14 protein-coding genes are annotated in these 14,121 nt (G+C 73.2%); 3 read left to right on the plus strand and 11 right to left on the minus strand.

All coding sequences use genetic code 11. The annotated features are described in order from the left end of the window. The 7 genes from ON36_RS12680 to ON36_RS12710 form a co-directional block, all read right to left on the minus strand. A partial coding sequence (locus ON36_RS12680) for a sensor histidine kinase (RefSeq protein ID WP_043651819.1) occupies positions 1–1,930 on the minus strand: 1,930 nt, incomplete at its 3' end. Positions 1,931–2,138: 208 nt separating this feature from the next. Continuing rightward, the gene (locus tag ON36_RS12685) at positions 2,139–2,522 is read right to left on the minus strand and encodes a DUF779 domain-containing protein (RefSeq protein WP_157224857.1); all 384 of its coding nucleotides are present in this window, start codon (positions 2,520–2,522) and stop codon (positions 2,139–2,141) included. A gap of 11 nt (positions 2,523–2,533) precedes the next feature. Beyond that, positions 2,534–3,982, minus strand: a complete 1,449-nt coding sequence (locus tag ON36_RS12690) for an aldehyde dehydrogenase family protein (protein WP_043651823.1) — start codon at positions 3,980–3,982, stop codon at positions 2,534–2,536. Positions 3,983–4,085: 103 nt separating this feature from the next. Continuing rightward, positions 4,086–5,336, minus strand: a complete 1,251-nt coding sequence (locus tag ON36_RS12695; RefSeq protein WP_052313923.1) for an AfsR/SARP family transcriptional regulator — start codon at positions 5,334–5,336, stop codon at positions 4,086–4,088. Positions 5,337–5,422: 86 nt separating this feature from the next. Beyond that, positions 5,423–5,749, minus strand: a complete 327-nt coding sequence (locus ON36_RS12700) for a hypothetical protein (RefSeq protein WP_043651824.1) — start codon at positions 5,747–5,749, stop codon at positions 5,423–5,425. 105 nt (positions 5,750–5,854) lie between these two features. Next, the gene (locus ON36_RS12705) at positions 5,855–6,874 is read right to left on the minus strand and encodes an alkaline phosphatase family protein (protein ID WP_306306908.1); all 1,020 of its coding nucleotides are present in this window, start codon (positions 6,872–6,874) and stop codon (positions 5,855–5,857) included. A gap of 207 nt (positions 6,875–7,081) precedes the next feature. Then, complete coding sequence (locus tag ON36_RS12710; RefSeq protein ID WP_043651829.1) at positions 7,082–7,693, minus strand: TetR/AcrR family transcriptional regulator; 612 nt, start codon at positions 7,691–7,693, stop codon at positions 7,082–7,084. Between the two features lie 113 nt (positions 7,694–7,806). Between ON36_RS12710 and ON36_RS12715 the strand changes: the two genes are divergently transcribed. Together ON36_RS12715 and ON36_RS12720 are read left to right on the plus strand one after the other, a co-directional pair. After that, complete coding sequence (locus tag ON36_RS12715) at positions 7,807–8,847, plus strand: SDR family oxidoreductase (protein ID WP_043651831.1); 1,041 nt, start codon at positions 7,807–7,809, stop codon at positions 8,845–8,847. A gap of 15 nt (positions 8,848–8,862) precedes the next feature. Next, positions 8,863–9,078, plus strand: a complete 216-nt coding sequence (locus ON36_RS12720) for a hypothetical protein (RefSeq protein WP_043651834.1) — start codon at positions 8,863–8,865, stop codon at positions 9,076–9,078. Between the two features lie 406 nt (positions 9,079–9,484). On the opposite strand, the gene ON36_RS12730 is transcribed toward ON36_RS12720, so the two are convergent. Together ON36_RS12730 and ON36_RS12735 are read right to left on the minus strand one after the other, a co-directional pair. Continuing rightward, a complete protein-coding gene (locus ON36_RS12730) occupies positions 9,485–10,324 on the minus strand; it encodes an NmrA/HSCARG family protein (protein ID WP_218001193.1) in 840 nt (279 codons plus the stop codon). A gap of 26 nt (positions 10,325–10,350) precedes the next feature. Continuing rightward, positions 10,351–11,268, minus strand: a complete 918-nt coding sequence (locus ON36_RS12735; RefSeq protein WP_052313925.1) for an EamA family transporter — start codon at positions 11,266–11,268, stop codon at positions 10,351–10,353. A 79-nt stretch (positions 11,269–11,347) separates the two neighbouring features. On the opposite strand from ON36_RS12735, the gene ON36_RS12740 reads away from it, so the two are divergent. Then, positions 11,348–12,220 carry a LysR family transcriptional regulator gene (locus ON36_RS12740; RefSeq protein ID WP_043651839.1) on the plus strand — a complete coding sequence of 291 codons (873 nt, stop codon included), beginning with the start codon at positions 11,348–11,350 and terminating at the stop codon, positions 12,218–12,220. On the opposite strand, the gene ON36_RS12745 is transcribed toward ON36_RS12740, so the two are convergent. Then, a complete protein-coding gene (locus ON36_RS12745) occupies positions 12,210–13,511 on the minus strand; it encodes a vWA domain-containing protein (protein WP_083885094.1) in 1,302 nt (433 codons plus the stop codon). The genes ON36_RS12740 and ON36_RS12745 overlap by 11 nt on opposite strands. Positions 13,512–13,676: 165 nt before the next feature. Then, entirely contained in the window at positions 13,677–14,105 is a 429-nt protein-coding gene (locus ON36_RS12750; RefSeq protein ID WP_043651841.1) for a nitroreductase/quinone reductase family protein, read from the minus strand. Positions 14,106–14,121 lie beyond the last annotated feature (16 nt).

Raw genomic sequence — 14,121 nt, forward strand, 5'->3', positions numbered from 1 at the left:
TGAGCACGATCGCGCGCACGCCGCCGTAGTCGGATTCGCTCAGCCGCACCGACACCCCGTGGCTCTGCGCCAGCCGCGCGACCACGTAGAGGCCGAGCCGCGAGTCGGCGGACAGGTTGCCGACGCCGAAGTCCGGCGGCGCGGACAGCATCTGGTTGTAGCGTTCGAGGTCCTCGGGGCTCATGCCCATGCCCTGGTCGGTGATCTCGATGACCACGCCCTTGCCGACGACGTTGCCCCCCGCCTCGACCCGCGACTGCGGCGGCGAGTAGCTGGTGGCGTTGTCGACGAGTTCGGCGAGCAGGTGGACCAGGTCGGCCACGACGGCGCCGACGACGCTGACCTCGGGCAGCCGGGTGACCCGCACCCGCGCGTAGTCCAGGGTCTCGCCGATGGCCGAGCGGACCACGTCCATCACCGGAATCGGGTTGCGCCACTGGCGGCCCGGGCGGCCGCCGCCGAGGATGATCAGGTTCTCGGCGTTGCGGCGTTCGCGGGTGGCCAGGTGGTCGAGGCGGAACAGCGTCTCGAGCAGGGCCGGATCCTCCTGGCGCCGTTCGGCTTCGTCGAGGATCTCGAGCTGGCGGTGCACCACGATCTGGCTGCGGTGGGCGATGTTGAGGAAGACCGCCTTCACGCCCTCGCGGGTGCGGGCCTCGTCCACGGCGGCGCGCAGCGCGGCGGCCGCGGCGTGCTCGAACGCCTGGGCGACCTCGCCGATCTCGTCCTTGCCGAAGTCCAGCTTCGGGGCGACGTCCGCGGCGTCGACCTGTTCGCCGTCGCGCAGCCGGGCCATGGTCTCGGGCAGGCGCTCGTCGGCCAGGACCAGGGTCTCCGAGCGGAGCCTGCGCAGGCGGAGGATGATCCGGTTGGCGATGAGGAGGGCGGCCAGGAAGCCGAGCCCGCTGATCAGCAGCACGCCGCCGCCCGCGGTGGCCGCGGCGACCTCGGACTCGTGGGCCGTGTCCTGGGCCAGGCCCTGCACGTGGCGGTTGTGTTCGGTGTAGGCGCCGAGCAGCCCCGCGTTGACCTCCCTGGCCGCCGCCTGCCAGGCGGCGAGGTCCATCGGCAGCGCGGGCTGGGCGGTGGTGCTCTGGCGGGCGCTGCCGGAGCTGCCCGTCCCCGCGGCCGCGGCCGCCTGCTGGGCGGCGTAGCGCGCGATCAGGGCGGACTCCATGGCGGACAACTGCTGCCAGGCCGGGGTGGCGACGAGGGCCTCGATCCCGCGCCGCTCGTCGGCGCCGAGCTCGGTCAGGAGGTTGGTGACCTCGCTGTGGTAGAAGCCGACCTGGCGGACCAGCTCGTCGAGGCCGACGGCGGTGGGCCCGCCCGCGGTCGAGAACGACAGCGCGAGCGCGTTGCTGCGCGCCATGGCCTCGCCGGCGTTGAGCACCCGCAGGCCCTCGGCGACGCCTGCGGCCACGGTCGCGTCGGGCGCGCGGCGCTCGGCCACCTTGGTGCCCTGGGTGAAGACGTCGAGCAGCCGGTTGTAGAAGTTGTAGGCGTCGGGCGCGGGCAGCGCGAAGACGTCGGCGCCGCCACGCACCGAACTCAGGTGCGAACCCAGCGTGGCGAATCCGGCCTTGTCGTCACCGATCTCGTCGTCGTCGACCTTGCGGATGCCCGCGGACTGCTCGATCAGCACCCGGAACGCGGTGTCGAGGCGTGCGCGCGCCTGAGGCAGCTGCTGGGCCGCGGCCTCGTCTCCTGCCAGATGGGCCAGGGTCAGCTGCCGCTCGGCCTGCACCGACTCGATCAGCTCACGGCTGTAGGGGCCCGCCTGCTGCATCTCCTCGGCCCAGGTCTTGGCCTTGTCGCCCTGCTGCACCAGGTAACCCGCGGTACCGACACCCACCACCAGCAGGGTCAGACTCGGAATGAGAGCGATCGCGAGAATCCGGGTGCGAACACCGAGCCGTGCTGTGAACATCGGCCCAACGTAACGGAATTGTTGTATTCCCCGCGGCGTATGTCTCGCTGAGCGAGACGCGATTTTGTCTGCGCCGCAAGAATTTTGCTATAGCGCGAAAACGAGCTCGCCCCGCCACCTGAACGCGCTGTGGCGTCCAGGCGGCGGGGGCTCGCCGTGTCCTGCCAAGGCCCCGATCGCCCGGGCAGGACAGGTTCGGAGGCACCCTCTACAGGGTGCGGTCGGCGCCCGTGCGGGGCGGTGGGCCCGCGGCCAGCGCCTCGGCCTCGGCCTCGGTCAGCCCGCGGGTGGCCAGCACGAACCGGATGCCGGTGCCCGCCTCCAGCGATCCGTCCGCCGCGGCGCCGTCGGTCACGTCGAGGGTCAGATGGGTGTCGCGCCAGGCGTCGAATCGGTCCGGGGTGACCCAGAATTCGGTGTGCCAGGTCAGCCGGGCCAGCAGCACGTCGGTGCGGTTGATCCGGAAATCCCGGGCGGAGCGGCAGATCGGGGTGCCGTCGTCGTCGGTGTGATGGAACAGCACCGGGCCGTTCTCCTCGATGAGCTGTCGCAGCAGCGTCTGCGCGGGCTCGGTGATATCGACACGGTGCACCTGACTCAGCATCAGAACATCCCCAGTGCGTTCGGTGAGTAGCTGACCAGCAGACTCTTGGTCCGCTGGTACCGCCGGAGCGTCTCGGCACGATGTTCGCGGCCGAGACCGTAGTGCTGGTGACAGTTGGTCCACACCCGTCCCGTCCGCAGGCCGCGGCCGAGCCGGTGCGCGGTGTCCATGTCACGGGTCCACACGCCCGCGCCGAGGCCGGATCGGGTCTGGTTGGCGATCCGGATCGCTTCGTCGACGCTGTCGAAGCGGGTCACGGCGACCACGGGTCCGAAGATTTCCTCCCGGAATATCCGCATCGTGTGCGTGCCCTCGAAGATCGTGGGCTCGATGTAGTACCCACCGGGCAGACCGTCGACCTTGCGTGCTTCCCCTCCAGTGAGCACGCGGGCGCCTTCGGTCCGGCCGATGTCGATGTGGGACAGGATCTTCTCGTACTGGTCGTTGCCGGTCTGGGCGCCGATCATCGTCTCGGTGTCGAGCGGATGGCCGGCGACCAGGGCCTCGGTGCGGGCGATGCAGCGGGCGAGGAACTCGTCGTAGATCGACGAGTGGATCAGTGCCCGCGACGGTGCGGTGCACACCTCACCCTGGTTGAGGGCGAACATCACGAATCCCTCGACGGCTTTGTCGAGGAACGCGTCGTCGGCCGCCAGCACATCGGGCAGGAAGATGGTGGGACTCTTCCCGCCCGGGGTGCCCGCGGCCGGGACGATCTCGGCGGCTTCCCCGGTGTGGGCGATCGCGGCCACGCGCGGGTGCGCGGCGAGCGGGCCGCCCGCCTCGGGCCCGAAGCCGTTGACCACGTTGAGCACTCCCGGCGGCAGCAGGTCGGCGACGAGCTCGACGACCAGCAGCAGGGAGGCCGGGGTCTGCTCGGCCGGTTTGACGATCACGCAGTTGCCCGCCGCGAGCGCGGGCGCCAGCGTCCGGGCCGCCAGCAGGATGGGGAAGTTCCACGGGACGAGCCGGCCGACGACGCCGAGCGGCTCGTGGTGGTGGTAGGCCACGGTGTCGGCGTCGACGCGCGAGATCCCGCCCTCCTGGGCGCGCAGCGCGCCCGCGAAGTAGCGGAACTGGTCGACGGCCAGCGGCAGATCCGCGGCGAGGGTCTCCCGCACGGGTTTGCCGTTGTCCCACGACTCGGCGACGGCCAGGGGCTCGAGGCTGTTCTCGATCCGGTCGGCGATGGCCAGCAGGATCTCGGCCCGGGTGCGGTCCGCGGTGGCGGCCCAGGCGTCGGCCGCCCGGTGGGCCGCCTCCAGCGCCGCCTCGACGTCGGCGGCGGTGGACCGGGCCACGGTGCAGAAGACCTCCCCGTCCACCGGCGAGGTGTTGTCGAAGTAGCGGCCTTCGATCGGGGCGGCCCAGTCACCCCCGATGAAGTTGTCGTACCGGACGGCATAGCTGACGATGCCGGTGTCCGATCCGGGCTTGCCGTAGATCATCTGTTCCTCGCTGCTCGGCGGCCGTGTCCGTGGTGGGGAACACTATGGTCGGCCGAGGTTGGTGCGAGGTTGGTCAGGCGTCGACGCGGGGTATCGGGGCAGGTCAGAAGCGGTTTGCCTGGTACAGCCGGGCGGTCACGACGGCACGGCGGACGTCGTCGTGGGGGAGCAGCGCCAGGGCGTGCTCGTGGATCTCGGCGTCGTCGGGGCAGCGCTGACCGAAGGCGACGGCGTGTTCGGCGCGATCGCTGGCCAGGACGGCGTTGCGGATGCCGACGTCGAGGATGTCGCGCCAGCGTTCGATGCCGGGCGTGCTCGACCCCGGGAGCAGGGGGCCGCGGTAGAGCCACAGCGCCGAGGTCAGGTCGCCGCCCTCGATGGCGGCCAGCAGGTCGACCGCGTCGCAGGACACGGGACCGGTGAGCGTGTAGCGGCGGTTGGCGATCTCGCCCCGGGTGGCCCGGCGCAGGTGGGAGACGTCGGCCTTGAGCGTGCTCAGCGAGACCGAGCGCTCGCCGTAGACCGCGTCGTGCAGCTGCTCGGGCGTGAAGCCCTCCGGGTGCAGGGCCAGCAGCGCCAGGATCTCGAGCTGGCGCGGCGGCAGCGGTACCGGCCTGCCGTCACGCAGGAGCCGTGCGGCGCCGAGGCATTCGAGCCGGATACCGGGCGCGGGGGCGGGGGCCTCGGCGCGCAGCATCGTCTCCACGGCCGTGACCAGCGCGCGCACCGACGTCATCACCATCGGGTGCGAGCGCTCCCAGGTGGAGGACAGGTCGAGCACGCCGACCTGGCGGCCGTCGGGCCCGTGGATGGGGGCGGAGTAGCAGACCCAGCCGTGCAGGGCGGCGACCAGGTGCTCGGCGGAGAACACGGTGACCGGGCGGTCGTCGTGCAACGCCAGCGACAGGCCGTTGGTGCCCATGTTGGACTCGTCCCAGAGCCCGCCCGGGGCGAAGTTCACGGCATCGGCCTGCCTGCGCAGGCTGCGGTCACCCGCGGTCCACAGGATGGTCCCCGAATCGTCACTGACGACAGCGAGGTAGCCCGAATCCTCGGCGATGCCCCGCAATTGGCCCGCGATCTCGGTGACCGGGCGTCGCAGCGGGGAGTCGGTCCAGCGGTCGGCGATGTCGTCGTGTCCGGGCGCGACGGTGCGGGACGGGTCGACCGTGGTCAGCGACCGGCGCCACGAGTCGACCACGTCGCTGCGCATCGAGCCGTTGTCGCGCGGCAGGCGGGTGGGCCGGGCCGGGGCGGCCAGGCGGTGCCACTCCTTCTCCAGCTCGCCGCGGTAGGCCGAGAGCGAGTCCGCGCGAAGGGGTTCCGGCGCCGGCTCCTGATCTGCACCTGCCATCCGTCCTGTGTAGCAGGTCCGCGGCGATCGCGGTGGCGATTGGCCCCGCCGTGGGGCTCGCGCCGTCGAGCGGTCTGGACGGCGGGCTACTTGTTGAGGAAGATCCCGGCGACGTCGGCGTTCTTGATCGGGGTCTCGGTGTTGCGCTGGGTGGCGCACAGCAGGTCGACCTGGACGATCATCGAGTCGACCGAGGTGCCCGAGGGCTCGTTGTCGGTGCCGAGCTTCTGCTTGAGCGCCTTGGTGATGGTGATGCGCTTGGTGTCGGCGTCCTGGTTGACGTATTCACTGCACGGGGTGTCCCCGCCGCGGTTGACGAGGGTCTCGACCTCGGTGCAGCCGGTCAGCAGCGTGGCCGCCAGGGCCCCGGTCGCCAGCGCGAAGGTGCCGGTGCGGGCGAGGGTGGCGGGCATGGGTCCTCCTGAGGGGTGTTCTCCGGTGCGCGTCCGGCACCGGATCGCCCTCAGCCTAGAAGGTCGGCGCCGGATGCGTGTCCGCTCGGCGCAGGTTTCGCCGGGTCAGGACCGATACACCCGCAGCGGCACGGTCAGCTCGTCCTCGGTGAGCGAGCCGTGATGGCCGATCATGAGGGCCTGGATCGGCTCGGCGGCGCTGCGGACCACGCCGACGGTCTCGCGGGCGACGACGACGAGATCGCCGATGCGCGAAGCGCATTCGTCGCTGACGCGCGGGCCGAACCAGCCGGCGCGCACGGCCTCCTCGCGGGACAGCACGCTGAACCCGGGGCCGAGCGTCGCGGTCCAGGTGTCGCGGACGTCGCCCGCCGCGCCCGGGGTGACGTAGACATGGCGGGCGCGGGGCTCGCCGCCCAGCACGGCGACGCCCTCCTGGAGCTCGGGGTGCGTGTCGAAGTCGATCCGGTCCGACAGCTCGATCATGCCGTGGTCGGCGGTGACGATCAGCGCGGCGCCCGCGGGCAGGCGCTCGGCGATGTCGGCGGCGATGCGGTCGGTGTGCGCGAGCTCGTAGAGCCAGGCGTCGGAGGCGGGCCCGCGGGCGTGCCCGGTGGTGTCCAGGTCCGGGTGGTAGGCGTAGACGAGGGCGCGGTCCGCGCCGCGCAGCGCGTCGGTGGCGCCCGCGACCAGGTCGCCGACGCCGAAGCTGGTGCGGAAACCCCCGCCGCGGAACGACGCCCGGCTCAGCCCCGAACCGTCCTGGTAGCCGGGCCCGATCTGCACGGCCGTGATCCCGGCGTCGGTGGCGCGCTCGAAGACGGTGCGGCGCGGCTGGATCCGCTCGGGCGGGAACTCGGCCAGCGGGTCGCCGTGGCCGTCGCCGTGCAGCCGCCAGCGCAACGTGTTGAACAGCCGGTCCTGTCCCGGCAGCCGCAGCATGTGGCCGACGATGCCGGTCTCACCGGGGGTGGCGCCCGCGCCGAGGGACGTCAGGCTGGTCGCGGTGGTCGACGGGAAACCCGCGGTCAGCGTGGCGGCCGGCAGGCTCGACAGGAAGGGCGCGGCCTCGGGATGCGCGGCCAGCGCGGTGGCGCCGAGGCCGTCGACCAGCAGGACGCACACGCGGGTCGCCGCGAGGTCGAGGCCGATCCGGTCGCGCTCCCCGGCGACGTCCAGGGCCGCCAGCGCGGACGGGAGCAGGTCGGCCAGGGCGCCGTCGCCGTAGCGCGGGGTGTGCAGGGTGCCGGTCGAAATGTCGCCTGTCCGTTCTCGAGGACGATCATGGGGCCGGTTCCACTGTAGGTGATCGGGCCCGCGGCGGTGGGCGGTTCAGCGGGGCGTGAGCAGGGCGCCGAATCCGCGCACGATGTCGTCGACGAGGGTGGCCGAATCGGTGCCGAGCTGGACGCTGCGCTTGTCGAGCTGGCCGTCGACGCCGAGCGAGGCAAGGCCGTGGGCCAGGGCCCACCAGGCCACCGCCAGGGTCTCGGCGCGCTCGGCGGGCAGCACGCCGGCCGCGACTCCGGCGGCGATCGTGTCGGTGAGCACCGCGAAGGCGGCGTCCCCGGCCTCGGCGGCGTCGGGGTGCTTGTCGGGCTGGGACAGCTCGGGCCGGAACATGAGCCGGAAGTGCCCGGGATGCGTGCGGGCGAAGCGCACATAGCCCTCGGCGAGCGCGGTGAGCTGGTCGAGGGGTGCCTCGGCCGTGTCGCGGGCGGCGGCGAGTTCGGTGGCGAGGGCGCGGAAGCCGTCGATGGACAGCGCGGCGAGCAGCGCGGACCGATCGGCGAAGTGGTGGTAGGGGGCGCCGCTGCTGACCCCGGCCTCGCGGGCGACCCGGCGCAGGCTCACCGCCGCCAGTCCCTCGGTCTCGATCAGCCGCAGGCAGGCCTCCAGCAGCGCGTCGCGCAGGGCGCCGTGGTGGTAGCTGGTGCGTCTCACTCGCCCAGGGTAGGCGACCGGGTGCGCGGAATCGGCACTGGACAGCGAATCTAGGCAGTGCTTAGATGATCTGAGCAGCGTTCAGATGTGCTCGTCCTCCCGAAGGAACAGACATGACCTCCCGTGTACTCGTCACCGGCGCAACCGGATACGTCGCCGGCCACTGCATCGCCGAACTCCTCGCCCACGGCTACGCGGTGCGCGGCACCGTCCGCGACCCCGCCGCCGCGCGGACCCGCGCCCACCTGGTCGACCACCTCGCCGCGGGCCGCCTCGAGCTCGTCACGGCCACCCTCGACAGCGACGCGGGCTGGGCCGAGGCGGTGCGCGACTGCGACTACGTCCTGCACGTGGCCTCTCCCTTCCCCTCGACGCCGCCCGCCGATGAGAACGAGCTGATCGAGCCTGCCGTGCGGGGCACCCTGCGCGTGCTGCGCGCGGCGGCCGACGGCGGCGTCCGCCGGGTGGTGCTGACCTCCTCGGTGGCTGCCGTCGCCTACGGGCACGACACCGACCGGGTGCGGACCGAGGCCGACTGGTCGGTGGTCGACAAGGTGCCCGCCTATCAGAAGAGCAAGACCCTCGCCGAGCGTGCCGCCTGGGAATTCGCCGAATCCCTGCCCCCCGAACGGGGATTCGAGCTCGTCGCGGTGAACCCGGGGATGATCCTCGGCCCGGTGTTCGACGAGCGGCTGTCCACCTCGCACGAGGCGATCCGCAAGCTCCTCGACGGGTCGGTGCCCGGATCGGTGCGGACCGGCTGGACCCCGGTGGACGTGCGCGACCTGGCGGTGGCCCACCGCCTGGCCATGGAGACGCCGGGCGCGCCGGGCAACCGCTACATCTGCGCCGCCGACCCGCTCTGGATGGGTGACATGGCGCGGATCCTCGCCGACCGGTACGGGCCGCGGGGCTTCTCGGTGCCCACCCGGGTGCTGCCCGACCTCCTGGTCCGCCTGGTCGCGCTGTTCGACCCGACCGTCCGCCTGACCCTGCCGGTGCTCGGCCGGACCGAGCACGTCAGCGCCGACAAGGCGCGCCGCGAGCTGGGCTGGACCATGCGCCCGGTCGCCGACACCCTCGCCGACACCGCCGACAGCCTGATCGAGCACGGGGTGGTCGCGCCCCGCCGCCCGGCTGCCGCCCGCGTCTGAGGGGCGGGGGCCGTCGTGCTGGTCGCCACGCTGGTCGTGGGTGTGCTCGCGCTGCTGCGCCGGCTCCGCGCACGGGACGCGCCGGGCGCGGCCCGGAGGCGTCGGCCGACGTGGGTGGCGCCCGTGGTCGCGGCGGGCCTGCTGGTCGTGGCGGCGGGGGTGGGCGCCTGGGTGCTCGCGCCGTGCCTGTTCTGCCCGGAAGTGGCGAACGCCGCGTTTCGCGGAATCTGAGGACGGGTAAAGCCCGGGGGCCGGGTGCCGTTGCGGCGCCGGATGTTTCGGGAGGGGAGATTCCGTCGTGTTGATCACGCTGGCGCAGGAGGCGCCCCCGGCCTCCGACAGGCTGGTGCAGCTCACCCGCTATCTGCTGGTCCTGCTGACCGTGGCGGTGCCGGTCGCCGTGCTCGTGGCGGCGGCGGTGATCGTCGTCGTGCTCGTTCGTCGAGGCCGGGCCCGGGTGCCGGGCGCTCCGACGACCGGGGCGGTCCACGACGTCCCGGCGCCGTCCGTGGCCCGGACCCGGCCGGGGCCGCACATACCGCCGCCGCGGACGCGTCCGGTCCCGCCGCGTCCCCCCTCTCCTCCGCTCGGAATCGACGGGGGCGGAGACGATCACACGGTCTGGCGGCGGCCGCACTCAGCCGGTGACGGCGGGCGGCCGTGACCCGGTGAGCCACTCGGTGAAGGTCAGCAGACCGGGATGACGGCGGCGCAGGGCAGGCACGTCGGTGCCGAAACCCTCGCGGTCGATCCAGTCGAACATGCGCGCCGCCGCGTCGTCGGTGGCCCGGAGCTCGGCGATGGCGCGGCGGGTGAAGCGGACCGGCCTGCCGGTCACCGCGGTGACGGCTTCGGCGATCTCGGCGACGCTGAGCTCGTCCCCCGCGAGCGGGCAGGGCCCCGCGGCGTAGGCACCCGGATGAGCGAAGGCGTCGGCGGCGATCCGGCCGATGTCGGCGACCGCGATCATCGGCAACCGGGTGTGCGGTGACAGCGGCACCGCTACCTCGCCGCCGTCGCGGGGCAGCATGCCGAGCCAGTTCTCCATGAAGAACACCGGTCGCAGCACGGTGACGGTCGCAGCCAGTCCGCGCAGGTGTTCCTCGACGCGGGCCTTGGTGTCGAAATGCGGGATGCCCGTGGAGCGTTCGGCGCCCGCCACCGAGCTGTAGACCAGGTGGCCGACCCCGGCCGCGGCCGCCGCGTCGGCGACGCGGATGCCGCGGTCCGGGTCGGCGTCGGGCATGGGCTGGACGCTGAACACCCCGGCGGCCCCGGCCGCGGCCTCGCGCAGCGCGGCGGCGTCGTCGAGGTCGCCGGTCACCAGGTGGGCGCCCCGGGCGGCCAGGGCCCGGGCGGCCGGCGCGTGCGGGTCGCGGACCAGGGCGCGGACGGTCCAGCCGTCGCGCAGCAGGCTGCGGGCGACGGCGCCGCCCTGACTGCCGGTGGCGCCGGTGACGAGGATGGTGCGGTTCACGGGAATTTCCTTTCCGGACAGGGTGATCAGCGGCGCGTACGCGCCGGGGCTGGGAGCTGGCCCGCCACGATGGCGGCGAGGGCGAGCGCGAAGCCGGCGAGCTGGACCGCGCCGAGGGTCTGGCCGAGGATCACCGCGCCCAGGGTCGCGGCGACCAGCGGCGAGAGCAGCACGAGCACGGCGACCGAGGTCACCGGCAGTGCCGCGATCCCCCGGAACCACAGGACATAGGCCATCAGGCCGCCGACCAGGCCGAGCCACAGGTAGCCGAGCGCCGCGGTGCCGTCCACGGCCGGCGGCGCGCCCTCGGTCAGCGCGGTGATCGGGAGCAGGAACAACCCGCCCGCGATCAGCTGCCAGCCGGCGAAGGCCGTCGGGCTCGCCTCCGGCGGCCTGCCCCAGCGCTTGGTCAGCGTGATGCCGAGGGCCATCGACGACGCGGCGCCGAGGCCGGCCAGCACGCCGACGACGTCGAAGGCGGCCGCGGGCCCGAGGACGACCAGCCCGACCCCGGCCATCCCCGCCGCGCCCCACGCCAGCCGCCACCCCGACGGCGGCTCCCGCAGCACCAGCACGGCGAGCACCGCCACGACCAGGGGCTGGGCGGCCGCCAGCGTGCCGGCGACCCCGCCGGGCAGCCGCTCGGCGGCCACGAAGATCAGGGCGTTGAGGACGCCGATGTTGAGGATGCCGAGCACCGCCGCCTTGAGCCACCAGACCCCCGAGGGCAGCACCCGCGTGAAGGCCAGCGCGATGAGCCCGGCGGGCAGGGCGCGCAGGACCGCGGCGAAGACCGGATGACCGGGCGGCAGCATCTCGGTGACCACGATGTAGCTCGTCCCCCACGACGCCGGGGCGAGGGCGGTGAGCAGGGTGCGGGGGAGTACGCCCGCGACACCGCCGGCGGCGGGCGGGGAAACCGGTTGGGCGGCTGCTGTTCTCATACACAGCATCACACCGCGATCCGATCAATGAATCCAACACATGTTTGTCACCGGAACGATCGTCGATCACGATAGATGTATGGAGCTCCAGCAGATGCGGTACGTCCTCGCCGTCGCGGACACCAGCAGTTTCACCCGGGCCGCCGAGCAGTGCCACGTGGTGCAGTCGGCGCTGAGCCACCAGATCGCCCGCCTGGAACGCGAACTCGGCGCGCGGCTGTTCGAGCGGACCAGCAGGCGGGTCCGGCTGACCCCCGCCGGGGCGGCCTTCCTCCCCGCGGCCCGCCAGTGCCTGGACGCGGCCGACCGGGCGGCGGCGGAGGTGGCCGCGGCCGTGGGGGAGGTCCGCGGTCGGCTCGCGGTCGGCCTGATCCCCTCGGTGACGGCCGTGGACATCCCGGCCGCGCTGCGCGTGTTCCGCGGCCGTCACCCGCAGGTCCGGATCGATCTGCGGGTCGGCTGGAGCGAGGTGCTGGCCCAGCAGGTGCGCGACGGGATCCTCGACGTCGCCTTCCTCGGGCTACCGACGAGCGACCATCCGGCCGGGGTCGGCGTGCGCGAACTGCTGCGCGACCGGCTGGTCGCGGTGGTCTCACCCGAACATCCCCTCGCGGGCGCGGGGCCGGTCGGCCTGGCCCGGCTCGCCGAGGAGACCTTCGTCGATCTCCCCGCGGGGACGGCGGGCCGGATGCAGTCCGACCAGGCCTTCGCCGCGGCCGGACTCACCCGCGACGTCGCCTTCGAGGTCTCCACGGCCGACTACGTCGTGCGCCTGGTGGCCGAGAACCTCTGCGTGGCGATGCTGCCCGCCGCCTACGTGCCCGAGGACGCCGCGCTGGTCACCCTCGAGGTGATCGACGGGCCCGCGCGCATCGAGTACCTGGTGTGGAGCGCGACCACTCGCACCCCCGCCGCGTCGGCCTTCCTGGAGATCCTCGGCGTCAGCGGGTGATGCCCGCGGCGCGGGCCGCGCGCAGCCAGTCCGGGAACTCCGAGAGCAGCAGGTGATAGAGCTGGGCGTCGTCGAGCCGGTCGATGTCGTCGACGGCGAAGAAGCCGGCGTTGTCGACCACGCGGCCGTCGAGGTCGTCCAGGGTGCGCAGCAGCCCGAAGTTCGCCTTGCCGAGGCCGACGAACTGCCAGAACGCGGGCAGCGCCGAGGCTTCCCGGATCAGCGCGGCGATCTTGGCCTTCTGGGAGAAGCCGCCGTCGGTGAAGAACAGGACCAGGGTCGGGCCGTCGCCCCGCGACAGGCCGGACAGGATCTCGGTCATGATCGGCAGCTCGTCGTTGCTGGCACCCAGCGGGCCGTAGTCGATGCCGCCGTGCACGCCCGACAGGTGCAGGAACTCGGCGCACCAGGCCTCGCCGTGCTCGACCCGGATGTCGGGCAGCTTCGCGAAACGGCGGGCGTAGAGGTACGGCTCGAGCACGCCGTCGTCGTCGAGCTGGGTGGCCACCGCGATCATGCGCTCCACCACCCGGTGGACGACCCCGCGCCGATAGAGGCTGTGCATGCTGCCGGTCTTGTCCACCACCAGCAGGACCCGGGCCCGCTCCTGCGTCGCCCCCTTGGTCAGCAGGACCTTCGCGACCTCGCGTTTGCGCAGGTCGAGCACCTGGCGCTTCTCGAACGACAGCCGCTCCTCGCCGGGAGCGACGCGCACCACCGGCTCGTCGGGCGTCGGCACCGGCGCGGGCGGCGCGGCGGCCGGGGGCGCGGCCTCGGCGACCGGCTCGTCGTCGACCGCGACCCCGTGATCGGTGACCAGCGCCGCGAAACCGCCCGCATAGCCCTGACCGACCGCGCGGACCTTCCACGCCCCCGCCCGCCGGTAGACCTCGAGCGCGATCACCACCGATTCCGGGCCGAGCCCCTCGATCCGGTACTCGTAGAGCGTGTTTCCGCGCTCGTCGGCGACCGTGGCGACCGGCGGCGCGAACCCGCCGAAGGACGATCCGGCGTCGTCGAGCGTGATCACCGCCCGCACCGTGGCGATCTCGGCGGGCACGCCGTCCGGGTCGACCCGCACCGCGTCCGGCCCGCCGCCCGGCGCCGGGGCCAGCGCGACGCCGGGTCCCCGCGGCTGGTTGAAGAAGACGAAGTCGGCGTCCGAGCGCACGCTGCCCGCCTCGGTCACCAGCAGCGCGGAGATGTCGGCCGGCGCGCCGAAGCGGACGGCCAGCGTGATCGCCCCCGTTGGCAGGGGAGCGTTCTGGCCTTTTGCGAGCGCGGTCACCACGGCTGCCACCCGTCTGTCGTCCTGGTTCGGCGTATCCGGCGCGAGCCTAGTTCAGCGGCGCCGCGCGCGGGGGTTCTCCCGGCGGACCCGGAGCCCGTGCTCCACCGACCGCGCCCCGCGCTGTACCGGCCACCGACGCCGCCGGGCGTCGGTGGCCGGGGGTGGTCAGGCGCGGCGCAGGGCGAGGACCGGGATGGTGCGGATGCCCGCGGTCTTCTCCGCGTAGCCGGCGAAGCCCGGGTAGCGGCGGGCCTGCTCGGCGTAGAGGGTGTCGCGGTCGGGGCCGGTGATCTCCTCGACGGTGACGGGGTAGGTCTCGGTGCCGCGCTCGATCTCGGCGGTGCCCGCGGCGACGAGATTGTGGTACCAGTCGGGGTTGGTCGGGGCGCCCGCCTTGCTGGCGAAGACGTAGAGGGTGTCGGGGTCGTGCTCGTCGGGCAGGTACATCATCGGGGTGAGGAGGTCGCGGCCCGTCTTGCGGCCGCGATGATGGAGCAGCAGCATCGGGGCGCCTTCGAAGTTGCCGCCCACGCGGCCCTCGTTGGCACGGAACTCGGCGATGATCTCGGCATTCCAGTCGTTGGGTGCGCTCATGGGAGCGATTGTGCTG

It is taken from the genome of Nocardia thailandica NBRC 100428 (genome assembly GCF_000308795.1).
GTDB classification, from domain to species: Bacteria; Actinomycetota; Actinomycetes; order Mycobacteriales; family Mycobacteriaceae; genus Nocardia; species Nocardia thailandica.